This is a genomic window from Neofamilia massiliensis (assembly GCF_001299475.1).
Classification (GTDB): domain Bacteria; phylum Bacillota; class Clostridia; order Tissierellales; family Peptoniphilaceae; genus Neofamilia; species Neofamilia massiliensis.
Map to the genome: position 1 here is coordinate 351908 of NZ_CYUJ01000002.1, position 24194 is coordinate 376101.

Below are 24194 nucleotides of genomic sequence, written 5' to 3' on the forward strand. Positions count from 1 at the left end.
ATCCGATATCTCTTATGAGTTTCATATTAAATATCCTTCAAACTAGTATCGCCAATTTATTATTGGGTTATATTTATATGATTCTTTTTTCAAGCAAGATCAATTATGTCAAACTTACGATTGTCGTCCTTATTTCATGCGTCTATTTTTGGGCCATCATCCCCTTTGCTGGATATAATATGGAGCTGACAGAATCTAGGCATAAAAAATCATTGAAATACAATATGATGAATTATATAGTCCATTCCAAAAACAGCATTGCAAATAACATCGGCCTTTTGTTATTGCAACAGGATACAGAGGCCATATCCAGCCTGTACAGTTGGCCTATTGTCATTCTACTCCAGGCCCTTGTCTCTGGCGCATTATCCATTATCATATTAGGTAAATACTCTCTCTTTATGGCCAGCCTCCTACTTTTGAGCGGTTTCCTTTTTATAGTTATTAACTTCTATTTGAAGAAGAAATTAAAGAAGACTGTTAGCCTCATGCGGGAATGGAGAGGCAAGAGAAATGAATTTATTTTTGAAACGACCCATAATATAAGGGCCATCAAAATGTATGGTCTAGGGGATTATGTGAACGATAAGCTCACCGAGTTCAATGATCAATTGAATTATTATGAAAATAAATACAGTACAGTGGCATTTATAGTCGGAATCATTGAAGGCATTTTGTTGGAAGGCTTCCTTTCGATTATCATTATAGGTTATGGAAGCTATCTCATCTCCATTAACAAAATTCCTTTTAATTCCCTCCTGATGATCTTGCAGCTTTCGACAGGATACACCTTCCTCTTTAGTTCGGTCACAAGTTTATATAGAGGGGTCCAGGGCCTCTTTCTATCAAAGGAGAAGGTCTCCGAATTTATCCAGGAAAATCCAATTGAGGATGTCCATGTGGTCGCTGAAGACCTTGAATGCATTGCCTTTGACCACTGTTCTTTGGGCTACAATGACAAAAACATCATCGAAAATCTCAATCTTAGCTTTAAATTTCCTGACAATTATATTTTATCCGGGGATAATGGAAAGGGCAAAAGCACGATTATGAAATCGGTCATAGGCCTATTGCCTCCCAAGGAGGGCAGGGTTCTGCTCAATGACTACGATCTCTATAAAGAAAATATCTCCTTTGGTACTCGAATAGGTTATATTCCTCAAAACACCTATATTTTTAACGATACCTTGCGAAATAATATCTTATTGGGTCGAGAAATGGAGGAGAAGGAGCTTTTTGATATCCTCTCTTTTGTAGGATTTGACAGCTATTTAAACAAAATAGATAGAAACCTAGATTATTATTTTAATATCGATTCCATTGCCTTGTCCGAAGGAGAAAAGAAAAGATTGGCTGTAAGCCGTGCCCTTATTGCAAGGCCAGAGGTCTTATTGATCGATGAGTTCGATTCAAATTTGGATGAAAAAAGCATGCTTGAACTTTTGAACAAGTTAACCGCAGAGTATTCATGTATTATTATCACTCATAACAGAAGCTTAAAGGATCGGTTTAAGAATGTAGATTTAAACGATTTGCAAGGCTAAAATAGTTTATAGCAATTAGCTCATATATTGATTTTTTTGTGTGGCAAGTTTTACCATAAACAAAGTTTATACATTCCACTGTTTATTGTAGGATAAAATTAAATAAGAAAATTAAAAATAAATTCGGAGGTTAGAAAAACTAATCTCCTTTTTTTTGGGAAAATTATTTGGTAGGAGAAAATTTAAAAATCAAAAAAAGCGAGCTAGAAAATTTCTAGTCCGCTTTTTAAGGTTCTTTATTAAATTTACTAGGGCTTTTCATAAAGCATAAGGCTGGCCCTAAAGGTATTTGCAGAAGGAGTAAATTTCATCTTTCCATGGTACTTAGAAGAAAGATATTTCACATTTTTAAGGCCAATGCCAGAAAACTCCTTGTCCTTTCTAGATAAAAACCTGCCATCTTTTATTAAAACTTTACCATCAAAAGAATTTTCTACCATTATAAAGACAAGGTCCATTTCATTTTGTAAGACGAGCTTTATCCACCTATCACCTACCTTTAAAGTAGCTTCGATAGCATTGTCTAAAAGATTTCCTAAAATTACAGCCAGGTCCCTATAAAGTATTTTTGTAGCCTTAGTTATATTAACATCTAGGACAAAGTCAATATTGTTCTTTTTACATATTTCATATTTAGAATTTATAATAGCATCTACTTCTATAATCCCAGTAGAGGAAATTAGAAATTCACTATTAAACTCTCCAATAATTTCAGAAAGATAGTCTTCAACATTAGTAGCAGAATCAGCCATATAATAAAGAGGTACAAGTTTGTTTTTTAAATCGTGCTCAAGGGCAGCTAATCTATCAGTAGAATTTTTAATATTTTCTCTTTGAATATTTAATAGCTTGTATTCCTGGTTAACACTTTGTAATTCTAGCCTGTCCTTATAGAGCTTTTGTAAGACATTAAAGATAATAAATACAGAAATATTTAATATTAAAAGTATTACTGAAAAAATCAAGTAGTACTTATCAGTTATGGGATATCTTATTGCTTCGAAAATTAATAAAGATAAACTAAAAAATGGCATTAAAGATAAAACAAGAATAATCTTTCTAGGAATATTATTCTCTTCAGTTTTATGAAAATTTAAATAAATAAAGATAGACGTAATTAAGGTTACTAGCTTTAAAAATATATAAGCAAAATTTACATCAAAATCTAAATATACTGTTGGTGAGTCATTTCCCCTAATAAAAAGTGCCATTAATGATTCTATTATTGCAAAAATAATATATGTTATAAAGAAAACAAATATCTTATAGTAACTTTTACCATCATATAAAAGAGTCAAAAAAAGCGTGCCCAAAATTACAAATATCATATTTAGAATAGAATATTTAGCAGTAAGCAAAACTGTTGTGGTAATAAAATAAAAAAGAAAATAAGACAAGCAAACAATTTTTTTATTATATTTTTCCTTGCCTAAAAATGTAGCATACAAAAAATAAATAGCTATAGGATTTACAATATTTAATAGAATAAGGGAAATATTTTTTGACATTTTAACCACCAAACTTGCCTTCTAAAAGGGACAGAATATTTTTTGAATATTTTTCGCTAACAGAAATAGTCTTTCCATTTTTCAAAATTATTGAAGAAGGAGAAATAGAATCTATAAAGTTCATATTTACTAAAAAAGACTTGTGAACACGAATGAAAACCTTAGGATCCAGCTTGTCTTCTAAATCATCTAGCCTAGCATAAAAGGAATCACTAGCTTCTGTTGAGAAAACCTCAACCTTTCTAGCAGAACTCATAAAATATATTATATCCTCAAAAGGAAGATAATAGGTACTTGTGTTCTTCTTATAGGAAAAGATATTTTCAGCGGCCCTAGACTTTTTCAAATAAGAATCTAAAATATTTTTAAGGTCCTTATAGTCTATAGGTTTTTTTAAAAACCCAAAAGGTTGGAAGGAAAAAAGTTCCCTAAAGTAGGCCTCACTTCCACTAACGAAGATAATTTCAGTTTTAAAATCTTCCTTAGAAAATCTAAGAGAATTAGCAAAATCTATGCCACTTTTTTCTGGAAACTCTATATCTAAAAATATAATATTATAAAATTCATCTTCACAAGCCTTAGAAAGCTCTTCAACAGAAGAGAAAGAATCAATTTGAAAATCAGTTTTTTCATCTATTTGATACTTGGCCAAATATTTTTCTAAAGATTTTATAAAAAGTAAATTGTCGTCACAAATAGCAAATTTCAAAATATCACTTCCTTAACTTATTATCAATTATAGCAAAGATAAGAGATATAAGATATAGTAGTAGATGAAGAAAGTCTATATCCAAGTATAGAAAATATCTAGGAAAAAAGTAGTAGATGTAAAAATTAGACTTATAAATGTAAAAAATTATTTTTATTACATCTGCAGGCCTATTTATTACATTTATAATAAACATTTTTGTTTTTATGCTAAGCTATAGTATAGAACAAAGTGGGTTGAAAAATCTGTTGGAGGATTTATATGAAGGAGAATATGGTAAAAATGAAAGAAATAAAAAAAAGTTTTATTTTTTATTTCATTATTATTTTAATTTTAATTCTAATTCAACTCTGTTCTTGCTCCAAAGTAGAGGAAATTGAGTATGACGATGGATTTCATTCGCTTAATCCAGGTAATAAGCTTGCAATAGTAAGAAACCCAGAAGCTGATGATTACAAAAAACATTTTGAGAAAATTTCTCAATTACCTGATTTAGAAAGTTTAGATGAATTAAATTATAATTGTAGCTGTTTTGATTTAAGTGAACTTGATTTAACTGACAAATATGAATCTATAAGTAAGATTGATTTTGATGATTTTACTATATGGCCAAGTGAAAAAAAGTTACCTGAAAATTTTGACATAGAAAAAATTAAAGAACTTGGAAAAGACCCTGGTATAAACATAAGAAAAGTACATGAAATGGGTATTACCGGTAAAAATATAGGAATAGCCATTATTGATCAGACATTGTTGGTAGATCATAAGGAATATAAAGATAATTTAGTACACTATGAAGAAATACATATGCCAAAAGATTTAACAGCACAAATGCATGGCCCGATGGTATCTTCAATAGCAGTGGGAAAAAATGTTGGAGTAGCACCTGATGCTAATCTTTATTATTTTGCAACGGGACATATTGAAATTGTAGATGAAGGCTTTAAACAAGATTTATCTTGGTTTGCAGATGCTATAGATAGAATAATTGAAATAAATAAGTTGTTGGATAAAGATAAAAAAATAAGAGTTGTATCATTTTCTCAAGGAATAAACTCAGGACTTAAAAATTATAAATTAGCATTTTCTGCTATAAAAAGAGCTAATGAAGAAAATATTGAAGTTATATATATTAGCGATTATAATAATCATCCTTGTAAAGGTTTTTTTAGGGATCCATTTTTAGATCCAAATGATACCAATTCTTTTGTGATAGATAATAGAAAAGATACTTATGGTTATGATATATATGTTCCAAATGGTTGGCGTACAGTAGCAAGCCAATTTGATGTTGATAAATATCAATACAAGTATAGTTGTGGAGCTAGTGGCATCCCACCATATGTAGCAGGTCTTTATGCTCTTTGTTTAGAGGTTAATCCGGAACTTAGTTTAAGAACATTTTATGAGCTTTTAGACAAGACTTCTAAAAAAACTATTTCAAATAACGATAAAACTTATAAAGTAGCAAATCCAGTAGAATTAATAAAATATTTACAAGATAATATTTCCTAAAAATATGGTATTAAATTGAAATAGCTATTAGAAAAATACTTCAATAAACTTGGGTTACTAATGGTATATTTGTTTCAGATAAAGCAATTAATTTATTGATAATAAATATAGTTTGTGTATTAATAGAGATGAAATAATATATTACTACAGAGAAAAAATAATTGAAAATGAAAATATAAAGAATTCACAAGACATAAAATTTACAAAATTTGAAATAAAATGTAATTCAGTAAAAAACAACTTAAAAATATTTTTGGGGGATTTTTATGAAGGAAAATATGGTAAAAAGAATTATAAAGAGTAATCTTTTATATTTAATTTTATCAGTAATTTGTGGTTGGGCAGAGGTAATATTTTCAGTAAAGTCTTTGCTTTTAATCGGTGGCTTATTAGATATTGCAACTGGCAGTATTGAAGAAAACTTAAAATTATACGTCCTAAAAATTATAAGCCTTGTGCTCTTACTTTTTGTAATGAGTGTCCTACAAAAATATTTCCAACAAAAATTTTCTATTGCTTGTACTGGACAACTTCGAAAAAATATAATAAGCAATTTATTTCAAGAATCTACAATAAAATTTAGAGAAATCTCTAGTGACGAGTATCTTGGTTTATTAGAAACTGACATTGAACAGATTAGAATTAATTATTTTGGTAGCATTCCAAATGTAATAACTAGATTAGGCCAGGTTTTAATTTATGGCTTTGCCTTATTTAGGTTTAATATATTTATTTTTGTCGCAAGTATTCTTGTAAGCTTACTTCCAATGTTGATAAACAGGTCCTTTATAAAACCACTAAACAAAATTGAACTAGACAGGTCTCAAAAAAACTCTTTTTATTTTGAAAAGTTGACTGAACTATTAGGCGGATATTCAACAATAAAGAGATCTAATAATGAAAATAAATTTGTTGAAAATGTATCGCTAGCAGACAATGACAAATTAGAGGCCGTTAAAAAGCTAAATGTTATACAAACTATAGCCATGCAAGGCTTATTTGCTGCTAATTTTATTTCAATAGCTACGATTATTTTAATAGGAAGTCTTTTAGTTAATCAGGGAAAGATGGAACTGGCTGAAGTAATAGCTGCAATGAGTATGGTATCTACTGGGTCAAATGCCTTTGGAAGTTTTTTAGGCGATTATTTGAAACTTAAATCTTCAAATTCCCTCTTTGAAAAGATTAAGAAATTATCCTTTGATGAACAAAATAGTACAAAGGCAATATCTGATATTAAAAATATTTTTCCTGTAACTTTTAATGATGTGTCTTTTGCCTTTGCCAACAAAAAGATTTTAGATGATTTTACTTTTAGCTTTAATGAAGGTGGTAGCTACGGAGTAGTTGGAGATAGTGGCTCAGGAAAAACTACTGTGGCTAGACTGATTTTAAAAGAACACGAAAACTACCAAGGGACAATATTATTGGGAGCAGAAGACATAGAAAATATAGGAGAAAATGATTTATATGAATATGTTGACTATATTCCTCAAACTCCTTTTATCTTTAAGGACACTTTAAAAAATAATATTTCCATGTTATATGATTATGACAAGGACAAAATGAACGATATTATAAAAAAAGTAAATTTAGAAGGAGTTTTACAAACCCATGGAGAGGAAATTCTAAATCCAATTAACTTATCTGGTGGAGAGAAACAGAGAATTGCAATAGCCAGAGCCCTATACAAAGATTCAAAATTAATTATTTTTGACGAACCTACATCAGGCCTAGACCCTTATAACAGGGAAATGATAGACCAGTTAATATTTTCTCTAAAAAATACAAGTAAGATTGTAATTACCCACAACTGGGACAAAAACTTTTTATCAAAATTTGATGAGGTTATTAGAATTAAAAACGGTGGAGAAAAATATATAGTTTAAATACTTTTCAATTTAATATATGGGTAAGAAGCAAATAGAAAAAAATAAATAGCTTAGTATAAAAAAATGTAAGTAGTATATATGTGTTTTAATTTTTACAAAGGAGATTAACTATGAAAAAATTTAAAATTCTAACCTTAAGCTTATTAGTTTTACTTTTAGTAGCTTGCAATAAGGGAGAAATTGAAAATAACTCAGTATCTGAAAATAGTGAAAATAATGAATATATTGTTAACTATGGGAAACTTGCGGGATCTGCCGTGCAACTTAAAGATTTAAAAATCGACAAAGACAATGGATCTAAGCTATATATTTATGCTAAAAATAACAGTGATGCTATTCTAGCTATGCTATTTAATGGTGAAACTGTTGCAGAAATTGAACCGAACGAAGATTATGAATATTCAACTGATGTAACTTTTAGAAAGTGCGATATCCAACTAGTGCGTGCTGATGGAGATGTAGATGTAGAATATAAGATTTATCAAAAGTAAAAAGAATAGAAAATGGCTCAGACTTAAATATCTGAGCTATTTTTTTATTAAATAATCTTTTTTAAGACCAAGATTATTCTTTTAGAAAGTCTAGCAAGTATTGAAAGGAAATTTTCATATAAATAAATTGGTTTAGCATATTGAAATATATATTTCAAAGTGCTATTATTAAGTCAATATAATATTATCTAAAGGAAGGCGTCATGGAAAAGAATTTTAAAAAGATTTTGGCTATTGTTTTTGGAGAATTAATTTGCGCTTTGGCAATTACTTTCTTCTTTGTGCCTCACAAGTTATTGTCTGGTGGAGTTGGTGGGATTAGTATTTTACTTCAACTGCTAACTGGTTATTCTACTGGGGTTTTTATTTTTCTAATAAATATTCCCCTAGCTATTGTTGGTTTTAAGAGGCTGTCTAAGTCTTTTATGATCTACACTTTTATTTCTTATAACCTTTTGTCTCTCTACTTACTTATTTTAAACAAGTTGAACTTAAACTTTTGGGTAGACGATATTCTTCTGTCTTCAGTTTTTGGTGGAATTTTTAACGGCTTAGGCATGGGGATTATGTTTAAAAACTCTACCAGCCAAGGTGGTCTTGACATTATTGCCATGATTTTGAGAAAGGAAAAAAATATTTCTATTTCAACTCCATTAATGATGATGAACTTTGTTGTTGTCCTAATTGGATCTACAATTTTTGGCGTAACTAGAGGCATGTACACTTTAATTGCCATGTATATTGGCTACCAAATGGTTGACAAAGTTGTTCTCGGTTTTGATACAAAGAAACAAATTATTATTATCTCAAAAGAATACGAAAAAATTGCTCAAAAGATTTTAGTTGACCCACACAGGGGAGTTACTATGTTAAATGCAAGGGGAGCTTTTACTGGAGAACAAAAGGAAGTTCTCTATGTTGTTGCCTACTCTAGACAAGTTGTTCGTATTAAACAAGTTGTCAAGGAAATTGACGAAAAGGCCTTTATTTCAATTTCAGACATGGTTGAAGTTTCTGGCAAGGGCTTTGTAAGTGATGAAGATTTTTAAGTTAAAGAGTTCAAGATTTTCTTGGACTTTTTTCTTATAAATTTTTGCTTAAAATTTTCTTTTACTGTATAATAATGATGACAAATAAATATATGGATTGTTAGACTTTATGTCTTGGAAGTTAGGTGAAATTCCTACACAGGGTCGCTGCTGTAATAAGGGAGCAAGTCCTCTAAAAGTTAAATCTTTAGCCACTGAGAAATTGGGAAGGCGAGGTGCTTGTGCTGATCTTTAAGTCAGAATACGATAACAATGCAGGGCCATATTCTTACCGTGTTTTGGTCCAGATTTTTATCGTATCCTCAGGGTACGATTTTTTATTTTAAGATGAATTTATAAATTATAAGGAGACTATATGGCAAAGATTTATGGCCTGGGAACTGGGCCAGGAGATGTTGAATACCTTACTCTAAAGGCTGTAAGGGTTTTAGAAGAAGTTGATTATATTTTTGTTCCCAACAACAAGGGGAAGAACATGGCCTTAGACACTATTGAAAGCTTAGTAGATGAGGACAAGCTAGTCTTTATCGACTATCCAATGGGCCAGATGACAGAAGAAAAATATAAAGAAAACGCAAAAGTCATTGAAGATATGTTAAGCCCAGACAAGACTGGGGCCTTTATAACTATAGGGGATCCAATGTATTATTCTACGGTTTTAAATACCTTTGTTTTCTTTTCAGAAAATGTGGACCAAGAATTTGTATCTGGTATTCCGTCTTTTGTTGCTGCAGCAGGAGTTTCTAAACAACCTCTGGCTCTAATGGGAGAAAAGTTTATGGTCTTAGACAGGTTGCCTGAAGAATTTATTCCAGGTGTAGACTCTTATGCCATCTTAAAGACCTTTGACCTAGATGATGAAAAACTAGATTTTATAGAAGAAGCTGGCTTTTCCTATACCTATGTTGAAAGAGCCAGCCTTGAAGATGAGAAAGTTTTTACTAAGAGAGAAGATATTTTATCTACAAAGAATTATATTTCACTGTTACTACTAAGGAGGAAATAAAATGAAGGGAATAATTGTACAAAGTTTCGGTTCAACTTATAGGGAGGCCTATAAAAAGTCTGTCGGTTCTGTTTTTGAAAAAGTTAAGGCTGACTTTCCTGACTACTATGTCGTAGAATCTTATTCTTCAGAAATAGTTAGAAAGAGAATTGAAGCCAGAGACGGAGACCACTATTACAACATTGCAGAAGCTTTAAAAGTTATGGAAGATAAGGGTATCAAAGATATTTTTGTCCTAAGCCTTTATGTTATCGAAGGCCATGAATACAACAAGGTAATAAAAATGGCTGAAGACTATAATGCTGATGGCAGGTTAAATATTAAATTTTCCAAAGGTCTTTTCTCAGACGATGCTGACATAGAAAAAGTTGGAGAATTTTTTAGCCACTTAAAAGACAAGTCATCTGCTGAAGCCCTAGTTTTTATGGGCCACGGGTCCTTCCACGACGAAGACGAAAAATATGGCAAGCTTCAAGCTTATTTAGACCAAAGAGGCGTAAAAGTTTTTATAGGAACAGTTGAAGGTTCAATTGTCCTTGAAGACATAATGGCTAGACTTGAAAAAGAAAATATAAAGTCAGTTGAAGTCTATCCTCTAATGTTAGTAGCAGGAGACCACGTTCAAAACGACATGGCAGGAGACGAAGACGACTCTTGGAAGTCTGTACTAAGAAAGGCAGGCTTTGACGCAGGCGTTTCTGTTAAAGGCCTTTGCGAATACGATGACTTTAACGACTTGTTTATAGGAAAACTTAGAGAAATCCTATGAAGACCATCCAAATAACTGCCCCAGCTTCAAACTCTGGAAAGACTATAACAACGTCAATTATAGCCAGGGCCCTAAAAAACCGCGGCTTAGACCTAGTTGGTTTTAAATGTGGGCCAGACTTTATTGACTCTAAGTACCTGGCCTTTGCTAGCAAGAAAGACAACGGCAACTTAGACGTCCACCTTTGTGGGACTAAAGGAATGAAACATGCCCTTGCTTTAAACAAGGGAGCCTACGCAATTGTTGAAGGGGCCATGGGCTACTTTGATGGCATTGGCCTAGGCTATGAGGCATCAGCCTATGACATTGGAAGGACCTTAGACCTTCCAGGAATTTTAGTTTACAAGCCCCAGGGAGAAATGTTTACAATAGTTCCAAAGGTCAAGGGCATGGTAGACTACTCTCAAGGCCGCCTCAAGGGAATAATTTTTTCTGCAACAACCAAGACCATGTACGGCTATTTGAAAAAAATGTTAGAAGACCATGTGGACATTAAGGTCTTAGGCTATATAGAAAAAGACGAAGACTTAAACTTTGGGTCTAGAAACCTTGGCCTAATGCTACCAGAAGAATTAGAAGAATTTGATAATATTTTAGATGCCCAAGCTAAAAAATCTGAAGAGACAATAGACTATGAAAGTCTAATAGATCTAATGGCAGATATAAATGTAGATCAAGGTATGGAAGAGATTAAAAAAACTCCCTATACTATTGCCATAGCTAGGGATCAGGCCTTTTGCTTCCACTATGGAGAAAATATTAAGCTCTTTGAAAAATATTTTACAGTAAAATACTTTTCTCCACTAAGGGACAAGACCTTGCCTGAGGCAGACCTTGTCTATATTGACGGTGGCTATCCGGAAATTTATATAGACGAACTTGCAGCAAACAAGTCTATGCTTAAAAGTGTTAGAGCTTATATAGAAGCTGGTGGATTTTATCTTGGCCAAGGAGCAGGACTTTTGTATTTAACTGAAAACCTAGATGGCAGGGACCTAGTAGGAATTTTTAAGACCCAGTCCCAAATGACTAATAGGCTGCAAAACTTTGGCTATGTAAATTTAATTTTAGAAGAAGATTTACTTTTAGGAGATTCGGGGACTCTAATTCCAGCCCACGAGTTTCACTATTCAAAAATCGAAGAGAATTTACCAGCCAGCATAAGGGTTGAAAAGGCATCAAAGTTAAAAACTTGGTCAGGAGGCTATAAGTACAAAAACGCCCTAGGCCTTTACCAACACATAAACTTTGCTGGCAATGAAAGTGTAATTGACCATATAATAAAAAAATTAGGAGAAGAAAATGTATATAAATAATCCCATGGAAATTGAAAACAAATCAATGGACATAATTGAAGAAGGTTTAAATAAGACAAATTTTACAGAAGAAGAAAAAATTGTAGTTAAAAGGACCATTCATACAACTGGCGACCTTGACTACCAAAACATTGTAGACTTTAAAGAAGACTTTGTTAATGTTGCAAAAAATTCTTTAAAGAACAAGGTGAAGATTTATACAGATACAAATATGACCAAGGCTGGAGTAAACAAAAAGGCCTTGGAAAAACTTGGCCTAGAAATTGTCTGCTATATTGCCGACGAAGATGTAGCTAAGAAGGCCAAGGAAGAGGGAACAACTAGAAGCCAGGCAGCCATTGAAAAGGCTATTAAAGAAGGGGTGACTTGCTTTTCAATTGGCAACGCCCCAACAGCCCTCTATAAATTATTAGAAGAATACGATGCAGGCAGGGCAAAGGTTGACTTTGTAATTGGAGTTCCAGTTGGTTTTGTTGGAGCAGCAGAATCAAAAGAAGACCTAAGAGGCTATAAAATTCCTCAAGTTACAACCATAGGCAACAAGGGCGGCTCAAATGTTGCAGCCTCAATAATCAATGCCCTTATGTATATGTTAGTTGAAAGATGAAAAAACTAGACCTTTATATTGACAAGGACGGGGAAAAACTTCGCTGTGGTTATACAACTGGATCAACTGCAACTGGAGCCACCAAGGCAGCAGCTATAATGCTCCTTAGCCAAAGGGAAATTTCTGAAATTAAAATAAAAACTCCAGCAGGCGTAGACCTAGACCTAGAAGTTGAGTCAGCAGAAATAGGAAAAGACTATGCCATAGCCTCTGTGAAAAAAGATTCTGGTGACGACCCAGACGCAACCAAGGAAGTAGAAATTTTTTCCAAGGTCTCCTTAAGAGATGATGGGGAAATTTTTATAACAGGGGGACCAGGAGTTGGAAGAATTACCCAAAAGGGAATTTACGGAGATATTGGCGACTATGCAATAAATCCAGTTCCTAGGCAGATGATGGAAAGAGAACTTTTAGACCTAGGAGAAGACACTGGCTACAATGTAGAAATTTTTATTCCCCAAGGTGAAGAGATTTCAAAAAGGACCTTTAACAAAAACATTGGCATTGAAGGTGGCATTTCAATTATTGGCACCAAGGGCATTGTCTATCCAATGAGCGAAGAAGCCCTACTAAAGTCAATTTATATGGAAATCGAATCTATAAAATTAAAGCAGGGAACAGAAAAAACTCTGATGCTAACTCCAGGTAACTATGGCGAAGAATATGCAAAAAAGTTAGGAGACGACATAAAAGTTGTCCAAGTTTCTAACTATGTAGGCAGGTGTTTAAAGTACGCCTACAAGGCAGGCTTTAGAGACTTTTTCCTCCTTGGCCATATAGGAAAATTTTCAAAATTATCTATGGGAGCCTTTAACACCCACAACGAAACAGTTGACCTGCGCATGGAGGCCTTTGTCTACTATCTAGCCTTAAAAGGCGTGGACCTAGACCATTTAAAAACCATAGATAAGTTTCTAACTGCAGAAGAGGCGTCAAAGTATATTTTCGAAAATAACTTAGACTTTGTCTTTAAAGACATGGAAGCAGGCTGCCAAAGAAGGATAAAAAAATACCTAAAAGACGATCAAATAAAGGTTCAAGTAAAAATGTATTCAATGAGTAGAGGTATGCTAAGTGATTAAACTAATAGGAGCAGGACCTGGTAACATTAACTTGTTAACCCTCCAGGCCCTAGATGAGATAAAGACAGCAGATAAAGTCATAGCCTTTGAAAGAATTGCCAAGGACCTTCACAGCCTAAGACCTGACATTATTGTTATAAAAAGAGTAGACCAAGTCTTAGACCAGCTAGAAAAAATTGGCGGAGATGAGACTGTAGCTATTATGGCTTCAGGGGATTCTTGTTTTTTTGGAATTATAGATCTCTTAAAGAGAAAGGGAGTTGAGATAGAAGAAGTCCTAGTTGGAATTTCTTCTGTTCAATACTTTTTCAACAGGCTACAAAAGTCTTATTCCAGTCTAGAGACTAGGTCAGTTCACGGCAGAGACTTTGATTTTTCTACAATTGATAAAGATAAAAAATATTCTTTCTTAATTGACCAAGAAAAAAATGCCAACTATATTTCAAAAAAATTAAAAGACCAGGGCCTAAGTGGAAAAATCTACTGTGGCTACAATCTTTCTTATGACGACGAAAAAATTTTAACAATAAATATTGGAGATCAAATAGACGAGCCTTCAATATTGGGAGTAGTGGTGGTGGAATTTAATGTGGATTAAAGACGAAGAATTTATTAGGGGCCAGGTCCCTATGACAAAATTTTCTGTCCGCAGTCTTATAATAGCAAATCTTGCCGTAAAAGATGACGACAGGCTTTTAGATATAGGCTGTGGAACAGGATCAATTTCTGTAGAAGCTGCCTGCCATGGAGCGACAGTTTTTGCAGTTGATAAAAACCCAGAGGCAGTGAGCCTAACTAAAGAAAATGCAAAAAAATTCGACCAAGACATAGAAGTTCTAGAGAGAAATGTTCCAGACGGCCTTGACGACATAAAAATAAACAAGTGCTTTGTCGGTGGATCAACTGGCAGGCTAGAAGATATATTTTCTTATTTAGAAAAAAACTTAGAAGCAGGCGGAGTTCTTGTAGGGTCTTTTATACTTTTAAAAAATCTTTTTGAGTTTAAAGAGCTGTTGAAAAAATACGCCTACAAGGACCTGGAAGTAAACTTAGTCCAAGTTGCTACAGAAGATAAGATAGGACTAATGAGAGGAGAAAATCCTATTTTTATAGTAAAAGGAGTTAAAGTATGATACATTTTGTTGGAGCAGGACCAGGAAATCCTGACTTAATAACTATAAGAGGCAGGGACCTTTTAGAAAAAGCAGATATATTAATTTGGGCTGGGTCACTAGTATCACCAGACCATTTAAAATACACCAAGGAGTCATGTGAAATCTACGACTCCAAGGGCATGAACCTAGACGAAGTTATAGAAGTAATGCTAAGGGGCCATGAAGAAGGCAAGGAAATTGTCCGCCTTCACACTGGCGACCCTACAATTTATGGAGCCATTAGAGAACAAATGGACAGGCTAGAAGAAGCAGGCATTGAGTACGAAGTTGTGCCAGGAGTTTCATCTTTTACAGGAGCCTGTGCAGCCATAAAAAGAGAATTTACACTACCAGGAGTTTCTCAAACAGTAATTCTAACTAGAAACGCTGGCAGAACTCCAGTTCCAGAGGGAGAAGAGTTAGAAAAATTAGCCAGTCACAAGGCGTCAATGGCAATATTTTTGTCAGTCCAAGACATAGACTCTGTAGTTGAAAAACTAAAAAAAGGCTATGGGTCAGGAGACGTGCCAGTGGCCATTGTCTTTAAGGCAACTTGGGACGACCAAGAAATTCTATATGGCACCTTAGACACAATTTCTGATCAAGTAAAAAAGGCCAACATTAAAAAAATGAGCCAAATCCTAGTAGGAAACTTTATAGAAGGAGACTATGAACTTTCTAAACTTTATGACAAGCACTTTACCCATAAATTTAGAAAAGGCATAGAGGAAAAATGATAAAAATATTTTCTTACTCTCAAGCTGGCCTAGACCTTGGAGAAAAAATAAAGGACTTTTTGTCAGCTGACCACTATAATAAAAGAATTACTGCCTTTGATGTAAAAATAATTTTAAAAGAAAACTGGCAGGCAGCTGAAGCCTTTATATTTATTTCTTCAACTGGCATTGCAGTTAGGATGATAAAGGACTTTATAAAAGCCAAGGACCAAGATCCAGCAATTATAGTTATAGACGACACAGGAAAAAATGTAATTTCACTTTTGTCAGGCCACCTAGGTGGGGCCAACGACTTGACTCGGACTCTAGCAGAATTTTTAGGAGCCAATCCAGTCATTACAACATCAACTGACAACCACGGCATTGAAGCAGTAGACAGTTTTGCAAGGACCAACGACTACAGGCTGGCAGATAAAAATAAAATCCTGCCGATTTCAAAGTTAATGCTAGAAGGAAAGACTATCGGTTTTTATTCAGAAGTTGACAAGGTCATTGATTACAATCACATAAAAGTTTTAGAAAATCTAGACGATCTTTCGGGCTTAGACGGGCTAATTGTAGTTTCTAATAAAATAGAAAGAGACCTTCCTATCCCTAGTATTTATTTACACCCAAAAAATCTTAACCTAGGTATTGGCTGTAGGAGAGATACGCCAGGAGAAAAAATTATTTCCTTTATAAAAGACCAGCTTAATGACCTTGGCCTATCATTTTATAGCATAAAAAAAATTGGCTCAGTTGAAGCAAAAAGAGACGAAGTTGGCATCCAAGAGGCGGCAGACTATTTTAAAGTAGAGAAGAAAATTTTTTCAAACGATCAAATAAAAACAGTAGAAGACAAATTTGATAAATCAGACTTTGTTAAAAAGACCATTGGAGTTTATTCAGTGGCAGAGCCTTGTGCATACCTACTTGGTGGCAGGCTTTTAACAAAGCGACTAAAAAAAGATGGCATAACCCTTGCCATAAGTTTGGAGGACAAATGAAAAAATTATATGTAATTGGAATAGGCCCAGGTGGCAAGGAAAGAATGACCCAAGAAGCCTTGGCAGCTATAGAAAAATCTGATGTTATAGTTGCCTACACACCATATTTAGAATATGTAAAAGACTATATAAAAGACAAAGAGACCTTTACATCAGGAATGAGAAAAGAAGTAGAAAGATGTCAAAAGGCCATAGACTTTGCTAGAGAAGGCAAGACAACTTCGATTTTATCAACAGGAGACGCAGGCCTTTATGGCATGGCAGGACCAATTTTAGAACTCCTAAAGGGAGACGAGGAAGTTCAGGTAGAAATTGTTCCAGGAGTTTCTAGCGTTTTTTCTGCAGCAGCAGAACTTGGCGCCCCAGTTATGCACGACTTGGCAATAATTTCCCTATCAGACCTAATGACACCATGGGATCTTATTCAAAAGCGCATTGACCTAGCAGCCCAAGGGGATTTTGTCATTAGCTTGTATAACCCAAGGTCCAAGGGTAGACCAGACCACCTTCAAACAGCCATAGAAATAATTTTAAAACACAAGAGCCCAGACACTCCAGTTGGAGTTGTAAAAAATTCTGGCAGAGAAAACAAAGAACAGTGGGTCACAACCTTAAAAGACCTAGACTATGAAAAAGTTGACATGCTGACAATTTTAATAATTGGCAACAAGGCTTCCTATATAGACGGAGACAAAATTATAACTCCAAGAGGCTATGAAATATGATTTGGATAGTAGGTGGAACTAGCGAATCAGTAGCCCTAGGAAAAATATTTGAAGAAAAAAATATTCCCCACCTAATAACCTATGCCACCAAAGACGGTCTAGAACTGGCAACAGACAAGGCCATTAACAAAGACGAGTCAGTAGAAGACTTTATAGTCCACAAGGACATTGACACAATCATAGACCTGACCCATCCCTTTGCTGTAAAGATGACAGACAAGGTGAAGAAGGCAGCAGAAAAATTTCAGATCAGCTACTTGAGATACGAAAGAGAAAGAGTTTCTTATCCAGCTGACGCAATTTTAGTAGACTCTTACGAAGAAGCTTATGACAAGTTAAAAGACATGAGTGGAACATTTTTCTTTACAACTGGGTCTAACAAGATCGCAGACTTTGAAAAGGTAAAAGGCCACAAGAGATTTGTCTATAGGATCCTACCGACAGTAGACTCAATAACTAAGGCCAGAGAGGCAGGAGTTGAAATAAGAGACCTAGTTGCAATGCTAGGGCCATTTTCAGAAGAAATAAACCTGGCCATGCTAAGGACCTTCCAGGCAGACTACCTAGTTACTAAGGACTCAGGCAAGGCAGGTGGCGTAGAAGAAAAAATTTCTGCAGCAGAAAGCCTAGGCATAGTGCCAATAATAATAACCAGAGACCAAGTTGCAACAAAAACTTGGGAAGACTTTTTATTAGAAGTAGAAAAATTCCTATCCATTAAAAAAAGCAGGACCTAGAAAAGTAGGTTCTGCTTTTTGCTATAAAACTTTATAAACTTATATCATATTAAAAATCCAATTCTCTTTATTTCTTTTCAAACAAGATTACACTGACCCTAAACTTATTTTCCTTATGACTTATGGTGACCTTGCCTCCGTACTTATCAGCTAGGTATTCTACATTGGAAAGACCTAGGCCAGAAAATTCTTTGTTCTTTCTAGAAATTAATTTGCCATTTTTCTTTTTTAAAATGCCGTCAAAGGAATTATCTACCATAATAAAAACTAGGTTTTGTTCACTTTTCAACACTAGCCTTATCCACTTGTCAGCCACTTTTGAAGACGCTTCTATAGCATTATCTAGTAGGTTTCCTAAAATAATTGCCAGGTCTCTGTGGTTAATATTAATGTCCTTAGAAATATTTAGGTCTACATCAAAATCTATATTATTTTCCTTACAAAATTCGTATTTAGAATTAATAATGGCATCAACTTCTATAAGGCCACTATTTGCAATTAAAAATTCGTTTTTAAACTCGCCAATAATTTCAGATAGGTAGGCGCCAACATTGCCTTCACTTTCAGCCATATAATAAAGAGGAATGAGCTTGTTTTTTAGGTCATGCTCCAAGGCTGCCAGCCTCTTAGTGGACTTGTTTATATTTTCCTTTTGCATATTAATAAGGTCATAGTCTTTTTCTAAGTTGTTTAGTCTTAGCCTGTCGGTGTAAAGGTTAGAGAGAATAGTAAAAATCACAAAGATTGAAATATTAATTAGCAAGAGAAATAAAACTAAAAGAGCATAAAACCTATCAGAAATTGGATTTCTTACTGTTTCTAAAACCATTATTATTATACTCAAAATAGGAACTATAAATAGGAATATAGTTATATATTTAGGTAGTGTCTTATTTCTAAATTTATTAAAATTGAGATTTATAAAAAATGCTATTAAGAGCATTGAAATTTTAATAAAGACATAAACAAAATCAACCTCAAAATCTAAATTATAAAGTGAAATATCTAAAGAAGAGAAAATAAGATATAAAGAAATTTCTTCTAATGCAAATATAATGTAAATTATAAAGGCAATAAAAATCTTAAAATATATCTTTCCTTCATATAAAAATGTAAGCAAAATCATTCCACCTAGAAAAAATATTGAATTTAAAATTGAAGATGAAGCCTTTAACAAAACAAAAGTAGTAATAAAATTAAAAACAAAATAAACAGCAAAAACTATTTTTTTATTGTACTTGGGCTGGCCTAAAAAGGCAGCATAAATTAAATAAATAGCTATAGGATTGATAATATTTAAAAGGATAAGGGCTAAGTCTCTAGACACTTTCTCCACCAAACTTTCTTTCTAAAAATAAAACAAAACTCTCAGCATAGCTAGTTGAAATAGCAATTGACTCGCCATTAATAAGACTAACATGGGCCAAAGAATAGTCTTTAATAAAATTAGTATTTATAATATAGGACTTGTGGACCCTTAAAAAAACTTCCTGGTTCAAGGCTTTCTCAATATTATCTAAGCGGTCATAAAAAGAATCACTGCCATCTAGGGTCTTCACCTTAATCTTCCTATTATAACTAGCAAAATATAAAATCTCATTATAAGGCAGAACAAAAGAAGTTGTACTCTTTTTGTATGTAAAAACATCCCTAGTAACTATGGCCTTAGAAAAAAACAAATCTAAAATCTTCACTAGGTCCTTATAGGCCACAGGTTTTTCTAAAAACCCAAAAGGCTGAAAGGAAAGAAGATCTCTAAAATAACTATCAGACCCAGAGACAAAAATTATTTCACTAGAGAAATTTTTCTCTACATATCTCAACTTGTTAGCAAGGTCTATGCCACTTTGGCTAGCGGCAGGAAATTCTATATCTAAAAATATTAACTTATAGGCCTTGTCCTGTATAGCCTGATAAAGGTCTTCTACAGAAAAATAAGAATCCACTTCAAAATCATAGCATTTTTCAATTTGATACTTGTCCAGATATTTTACTAACCCATCTACAAAAGCCTTATTGTCATCGCAAATAGCTATTTTCAAAAAATCACATCCTTATCTTATTATCAATTATACCAAAGATAAGTAAAATAAGACAATGAGACAAAGATAAAAAATAAACCAAAAGTAATTCTTCATAGCACATTATAAAAAATAAAAAAGACAATAACAAACCACAAGTTAAAATTATAAGAACTTTTTTCTTAATTTTTCTTCTTTCATTTACATCAAGTCTTCTATTTTTAGTATCTACTGGAGCAAATAGAAATATAAAAATAGAAAATATAATAATTAACACGAGTAGTATATTCGTATTCAAATTTAGATTTTTTAATAAAAAAGCTATAAAAAATAGTTCCATTATAGAGGTGAAAAGACAATAGTAGTAATTTTTAAAATGAAAACCACCTGTATAAGATCTAAATAGCAATATTATTGATAAAAAATATAATAAGTCATAATTAAGGAGATATACTCTACATACAATGTAAGCAGTCAAATATAAAACAAAATAGTTAAATATAATAAAGCTACCATATTCATATATATCTTTATTTGCTTCATCAAGAATATTTTTTTCTATTAATTTTTTAACTATTAATGATGAGTTGTTCATAGCCTATCTAAATTTTTAATTTTACTTGAAATTTTTGAAATATCAGGCTGATATAAAATACCTACACAAACAGAATTTAAATTATGCCTTACAATTTTTAACAAAAAAACAGATAAAAATTTTGAAATTAGGACACTCATAATTACCTCCGTAAAATTATATTTTATTGCTTTTAATTTTATTATATTACAAAGAAATTAACATAAAAATGTTGAAAAAAGGCACAAAAATGTTGAAATTAATTTAAATTCAACAAAAATACCTGTTTTTTCAACATTTTTGAAAAATTAAATATATCAGTGGTATCTTATAATTAACAAGAAATTAGAATCTTAAAAAATAATATGGAGGTCAAAATGAAAGTATCAAAATTTAATCACTATTATAATTGTGACGGAGAAATATTTATTTATAATGCCAGAACAACAGCTCTTGCAAATATTGAAAAAGAAAAATTTGAAGCTTTAAGTAAATTTACCAGTGATAATTCTACTAAGTTAGATAACGATTTCATAAAAGACTTAGAGTTTGGAGGCTTTATTTTGCCAAAAGATGTAGATGAACTAGATATATTAAAAGAAGAAGTTTTTAGATCTAGAATGAATACAGATTCCTTTGGCCTAACAATAGCTCCAACTTTAGCTTGTAACTTTAAATGTCCTTATTGTTATGAAAGAGAAGTTACAGACTGTAGCCTTATGACTGAAGAGGTCCAAGAAAAAATAATAGAATTTATAGAAGCAAAAATTCCTACAATAAACCACCTTAGTATCTCTTGGTATGGAGGAGAACCTCTATTAAAAAAAGAAATCATAGAAAATCTCAGTGAGAAAATAATAAAACTATGTGAAGAAAACAATGTAAGTTACCACGCAGGAATAACAACAAATGGATACTTTCTAGACAAAGACACCCTAGAAATGTTACACAAAAATAAAGTAAACTCTATCCAAGTTCCCCTAGACGGAATGAAAGATAACCATGACGAAACTAGGTTTATTTCTAAAGACAGGGGAAGCTTCGATAAGATAATAGAAAACCTACTGTCAGTTAAAGATCTCTACCAAGACGAAAAAGAAAACTATCCTAGAATAAATATTAGAGTAAATATAACTAGAAAAAATCACAAGGACATATATGACCTAGTAGACCTCTTCAAAGAAAAAGGCCTCAATGAATATGTAGGAATGTATATAGCAAAAATTGATGACCCCTTAGATACAAACTATGAATATACACTAACAAATGAAGAATTTATAAAACTACAAAATGATTTTTCAAAAATTATACCAAAAGACAAGGACGAAGATGTATTTTGGAAATACTATCCAGATAGAATAACAGCAAGTTGTTGTTGCGATAGCATATCTGCCTTTGTAGTAGATCCAAAAGGTAGGCTGTATAAATGCTGGGAAGAAATAGGCCATGAAGAATATAGTCTCGGCGACCTAATAAATGGCAGAAAAAAATATTATCCAAAAAATTACTATAAGTACTTATTAGATACATCAATTACAAACGAAAAATGTAGTAAATGTAGCATACTGCCAGTTTGTATGGGTGGAAGATGCCCATATAGAATAGCAAACAATACAGCCCTAAGCTGTAAGGAAATGGAAGATACCTTTAATTATTGGATGAATAACTCCTTTAAGTCTCTTAATAAAAAAGACATTAGAAAAATTAGTATTTAACTAGGTTAATAACACACTGCTAGAATACTGTAAGTATATAAAAATAAAAACTTAAACAGGAGGTATATTATGAAATATATAGTAAATCCTTTTGATGCTACTACAAGTGACTGTGAATGTAATTGCTTAGTTAATTGTAAATGCAATGGGCCAGCTGGAAATGTTTGTGCTCCTCATGGGGATAATTCGTGTGTTGTAAAATGTGAAACTAAATGTTCAAACAATTGTACTGGTACAAACTCAGTAGCATCTCCAACATCTTTTAATTTCTAAGAAGTAAAATAAAACGTAGCAGTGTGTTATTATATAAATGAGGTGATAGAATGTACTTAGAATTAAAATCATTTTTTTCAAATAAAATTATAAGGCTAGTTTTAATAGCATCAATAATCTTGTCTTGCTTTTATGTCTATACAGTTATTGAAAACGGAGACAATGTAGATAACTCTATTAATAATACAAGACGAGAAATAGTTAATAATAAAAAGTATTATGATGATATAGTTACAAGCATAGAAATGTATACTCCAGAAAAGTATAGATATTTAAAGGATGAGTATATTAAGTCTTTGGACTGGGAAATAAAAGCTGATGAAAGATATTTGGACTTATTGTTAGATGGTTATAGAAAAAATGAAAAAGGGTTACGAAAACTAATAATATACTTTAACTTATATTATATGGCCATACAAACTGACTATGAAAGAGGCTATGAATATCCTACCCAAGTTTTCAAAGATGAAATAGAAAACTACCTAGATCTTTCAGAGCTTCCCTTTGACTTATATGCTCTAGAAGACCTCCACAATGTAAGTTGGTCTAATGTTAATAATAAAGAATCAGAGGAAGATAGAGAATCGCTTCATAGAGCCTATGAAGAGAACAAAAAAGGTGTAGAAAGAAAATTTTTCCTCTATAAAAATAATTTAAGAGAAGTAGATGAAACAAGCTTGTCTCCATGGACTTATTTAGCTTACATTTACTCATATACTTCAACTAAGACTCAAATATTTCTTCCTTTAATAATATTATTAGCTAGTTATCTGATGATTTTTTGTAGGAAGGAAAAGTCCCTAGACCTAATAAAATTAAAGGCAGATAAAAAATCTAAAATCTATAGCCACTATCTAAAAATAATCCTAAGTCTTAGTTTAATAATCTTATTAGTTCCAGACCTTTTGGCAATTCTATTTATGGGCATAAAAAATGGTTTCTATGGCCTAAAAAATCCAATAGGTATATATGTAGAAGGATTAAGGTTCTTTAACCCTTACGAACACATATTTTCAGGAGCTGGTACTAGAGGATTAGGACTAGTATATGGCATAGGTTATTATCCTGATGGATATGTAATGGCATTCCCAGGCCTTAGCAATATAGAATTTTACAAATTTCTCCTTCTATCCATTGTTCCAAGTATTTTAAAATTAGTATTTTTTATCTCTCTTGGAGTTTCTATAGGCCTACTTATAAAAAATACTACCATAAGCTTACTTGTAAGTTCTCTAATAACTTTATTTACAGTTTTATCTGCAAGTTTAAATGCTCTAAAAACTCCGTATAATATATTTTCACTAGATAGTGGTTGGAATATTACCCTAGGTCATACTAATTTTTCTTGGCTAGGCAGTGTTCTTGGTCTTAGCCTAGGAATAATTGTAGTGCTTGTTGTAAGTTTAGTTGTCTTAAACAAAAAAGAATTAGATTGAGAAAAATCATAAGAATAAAATTTAGAGAATTAAATGATCTCATAAATAACACACTGCTAAAGAAAATCAAATATAAAATAAACATAAACAGAAAACAAGGAGGAAATTTATGAAATATATAGTTAATCCTTTTGATGCTACTACAAGTGACTGTAATTGTAACTGTTCATCTGCTTGCAATTGTAACTGTACAATAGCTAACGTTAAAGTTTGTGATCCAAATATATGTGCTCTATGTGAATCAAATTGTATAAACAATTGTACTGGCACAAACTCAGTAGCATCTCCAACATCTTTTAATTTCTAAGAAGTAAAACAAAGCCTAGCAGTGTGTTACTATATAAATGA

At 32.4% G+C, this 24194-nt stretch carries 25 protein-coding genes and 1 riboswitch; of the genes, 19 read left to right on the forward strand and 6 right to left on the reverse strand.

The window, feature by feature from the left end:
* Positions 1–14: 14 nt before the first annotated feature.
* A complete protein-coding gene (locus BN2667_RS01755; protein ID WP_242848711.1) occupies positions 15–1544 on the forward strand; it encodes an ATP-binding cassette domain-containing protein in 1530 nt (509 codons plus the stop codon).
* Between the two features lie 248 nt (positions 1545–1792).
* Here the strand turns inward: BN2667_RS01755 and BN2667_RS01760 are convergent, their stop codons facing one another.
* Complete coding sequence (locus BN2667_RS01760; protein WP_162200273.1) at positions 1793–2755, reverse strand: ATP-binding protein; 963 nt, start codon at positions 2753–2755, stop codon at positions 1793–1795.
* A gap of 298 nt (positions 2756–3053) precedes the next feature.
* Positions 3054–3761, reverse strand: coding sequence for a LytR/AlgR family response regulator transcription factor (locus BN2667_RS01765; protein WP_054251605.1), 708 nt, complete (start codon positions 3759–3761; stop codon positions 3054–3056).
* A gap of 261 nt (positions 3762–4022) precedes the next feature.
* Between BN2667_RS01765 and BN2667_RS01770 the strand changes: the two genes are divergently transcribed.
* The 15 genes from BN2667_RS01770 to cobK all read left to right on the forward strand — a co-directional run bounded on the left by BN2667_RS01770 (position 4023) and on the right by cobK (position 17827).
* Entirely contained in the window at positions 4023–5276 is a 1254-nt protein-coding gene (locus BN2667_RS01770; protein WP_054251606.1) for a S8 family serine peptidase, read from the forward strand.
* 266 nt (positions 5277–5542) lie between these two features.
* Complete coding sequence (locus BN2667_RS01775) at positions 5543–7165, forward strand: ATP-binding cassette domain-containing protein (RefSeq protein WP_054251607.1); 1623 nt, start codon at positions 5543–5545, stop codon at positions 7163–7165.
* Between the two features lie 113 nt (positions 7166–7278).
* Entirely contained in the window at positions 7279–7659 is a 381-nt protein-coding gene (locus BN2667_RS01780) for a hypothetical protein (RefSeq protein ID WP_054251608.1), read from the forward strand.
* Between the two features lie 203 nt (positions 7660–7862).
* On the forward strand, positions 7863–8708 hold the full coding sequence (locus tag BN2667_RS01785; RefSeq protein WP_054251609.1) for a YitT family protein: 846 nt from the start codon (positions 7863–7865) through the stop codon (positions 8706–8708).
* An 83-nt stretch (positions 8709–8791) separates the two neighbouring features.
* Positions 8792–8974, forward strand: a riboswitch (cobalamin riboswitch).
* 89 nt (positions 8975–9063) lie between these two features.
* Positions 9064–9714 carry a precorrin-2 C(20)-methyltransferase gene (locus tag BN2667_RS01790; protein ID WP_054251610.1) on the forward strand — a complete coding sequence of 217 codons (651 nt, stop codon included), beginning with the start codon at positions 9064–9066 and terminating at the stop codon, positions 9712–9714.
* Between the two features lies 1 nt (position 9715).
* On the forward strand, positions 9716–10483 hold the full coding sequence (locus BN2667_RS01795; RefSeq protein ID WP_054251611.1) for a sirohydrochlorin cobaltochelatase: 768 nt from the start codon (positions 9716–9718) through the stop codon (positions 10481–10483).
* A complete protein-coding gene (locus BN2667_RS01800; RefSeq protein WP_054251612.1) occupies positions 10480–11799 on the forward strand; it encodes a cobyrinic acid a,c-diamide synthase CobB in 1320 nt (439 codons plus the stop codon). The genes BN2667_RS01795 and BN2667_RS01800 overlap by 4 nt, the downstream gene beginning before the upstream one ends.
* Positions 11786–12406: a precorrin-8X methylmutase gene (locus BN2667_RS01805; RefSeq protein WP_054251613.1), complete on the forward strand. Its 621-nt coding sequence runs from the start codon at positions 11786–11788 to the stop codon at positions 12404–12406. Before BN2667_RS01800 ends, BN2667_RS01805 begins: the two co-directional genes overlap by 14 nt.
* On the forward strand, positions 12403–13488 hold the full coding sequence (gene cbiD / locus BN2667_RS01810; RefSeq protein ID WP_054251614.1) for a cobalt-precorrin-5B (C(1))-methyltransferase CbiD: 1086 nt from the start codon (positions 12403–12405) through the stop codon (positions 13486–13488). Before BN2667_RS01805 ends, cbiD begins: the two co-directional genes overlap by 4 nt.
* A complete protein-coding gene (gene cbiE, locus BN2667_RS01815) occupies positions 13481–14086 on the forward strand; it encodes a precorrin-6y C5,15-methyltransferase (decarboxylating) subunit CbiE (RefSeq protein WP_054251615.1) in 606 nt (201 codons plus the stop codon). Before cbiD ends, cbiE begins: the two co-directional genes overlap by 8 nt.
* On the forward strand, positions 14076–14621 hold the full coding sequence (gene cbiT, locus BN2667_RS01820) for a precorrin-6Y C5,15-methyltransferase (decarboxylating) subunit CbiT (protein WP_054251616.1): 546 nt from the start codon (positions 14076–14078) through the stop codon (positions 14619–14621). The genes cbiE and cbiT overlap by 11 nt, the downstream gene beginning before the upstream one ends.
* On the forward strand, positions 14618–15379 hold the full coding sequence (cobM, locus tag BN2667_RS01825; protein WP_054251617.1) for a precorrin-4 C(11)-methyltransferase: 762 nt from the start codon (positions 14618–14620) through the stop codon (positions 15377–15379). Before cbiT ends, cobM begins: the two co-directional genes overlap by 4 nt.
* Entirely contained in the window at positions 15376–16365 is a 990-nt protein-coding gene (gene cbiG / locus BN2667_RS01830; protein WP_054251618.1) for a cobalt-precorrin 5A hydrolase, read from the forward strand. The genes cobM and cbiG overlap by 4 nt, the downstream gene beginning before the upstream one ends.
* Positions 16362–17090 carry a precorrin-3B C(17)-methyltransferase gene (gene cobJ, locus BN2667_RS01835; RefSeq protein ID WP_054251619.1) on the forward strand — a complete coding sequence of 243 codons (729 nt, stop codon included), beginning with the start codon at positions 16362–16364 and terminating at the stop codon, positions 17088–17090. Before cbiG ends, cobJ begins: the two co-directional genes overlap by 4 nt.
* Positions 17087–17827: a precorrin-6A reductase gene (gene cobK / locus BN2667_RS01840; protein ID WP_054251620.1), complete on the forward strand. Its 741-nt coding sequence runs from the start codon at positions 17087–17089 to the stop codon at positions 17825–17827. Before cobJ ends, cobK begins: the two co-directional genes overlap by 4 nt.
* Before the next feature lie 67 nt (positions 17828–17894).
* Here cobK and BN2667_RS01845 read toward each other — a convergent pair whose 3' ends face one another.
* From BN2667_RS01845 to BN2667_RS09595, 4 genes are read right to left on the reverse strand one after another with little or no spacing between them, the layout of a single operon-like run.
* Positions 17895–19154 carry a sensor histidine kinase gene (locus BN2667_RS01845; RefSeq protein WP_054251621.1) on the reverse strand — a complete coding sequence of 420 codons (1260 nt, stop codon included), beginning with the start codon at positions 19152–19154 and terminating at the stop codon, positions 17895–17897.
* Positions 19147–19869 carry a LytR/AlgR family response regulator transcription factor gene (locus BN2667_RS01850; RefSeq protein ID WP_054251622.1) on the reverse strand — a complete coding sequence of 241 codons (723 nt, stop codon included), beginning with the start codon at positions 19867–19869 and terminating at the stop codon, positions 19147–19149. Before BN2667_RS01850 ends, BN2667_RS01845 begins: the two co-directional genes overlap by 8 nt.
* Before the next feature lie 4 nt (positions 19870–19873).
* Complete coding sequence (locus tag BN2667_RS09590) at positions 19874–20443, reverse strand: accessory gene regulator B family protein (RefSeq protein WP_054251623.1); 570 nt, start codon at positions 20441–20443, stop codon at positions 19874–19876.
* A complete protein-coding gene (locus BN2667_RS09595) occupies positions 20440–20583 on the reverse strand; it encodes a cyclic lactone autoinducer peptide (RefSeq protein WP_082380165.1) in 144 nt (47 codons plus the stop codon). Before BN2667_RS09595 ends, BN2667_RS09590 begins: the two co-directional genes overlap by 4 nt.
* Positions 20584–20799: 216 nt before the next feature.
* Here BN2667_RS09595 and BN2667_RS01860 point away from each other — a divergent pair, with 216 nt between their 5' ends.
* From BN2667_RS01860 to BN2667_RS01870, 3 genes are all read left to right on the forward strand, one after another.
* A complete protein-coding gene (locus BN2667_RS01860; RefSeq protein ID WP_054251624.1) occupies positions 20800–22137 on the forward strand; it encodes a radical SAM/SPASM domain-containing protein in 1338 nt (445 codons plus the stop codon).
* A 69-nt stretch (positions 22138–22206) separates the two neighbouring features.
* Entirely contained in the window at positions 22207–22410 is a 204-nt protein-coding gene (locus tag BN2667_RS01865) for a hypothetical protein (protein ID WP_054251625.1), read from the forward strand.
* A gap of 50 nt (positions 22411–22460) precedes the next feature.
* Entirely contained in the window at positions 22461–23846 is a 1386-nt protein-coding gene (locus tag BN2667_RS01870; protein ID WP_054251626.1) for a hypothetical protein, read from the forward strand.
* Positions 23847–24194: the final 348 nt, after the last annotated feature.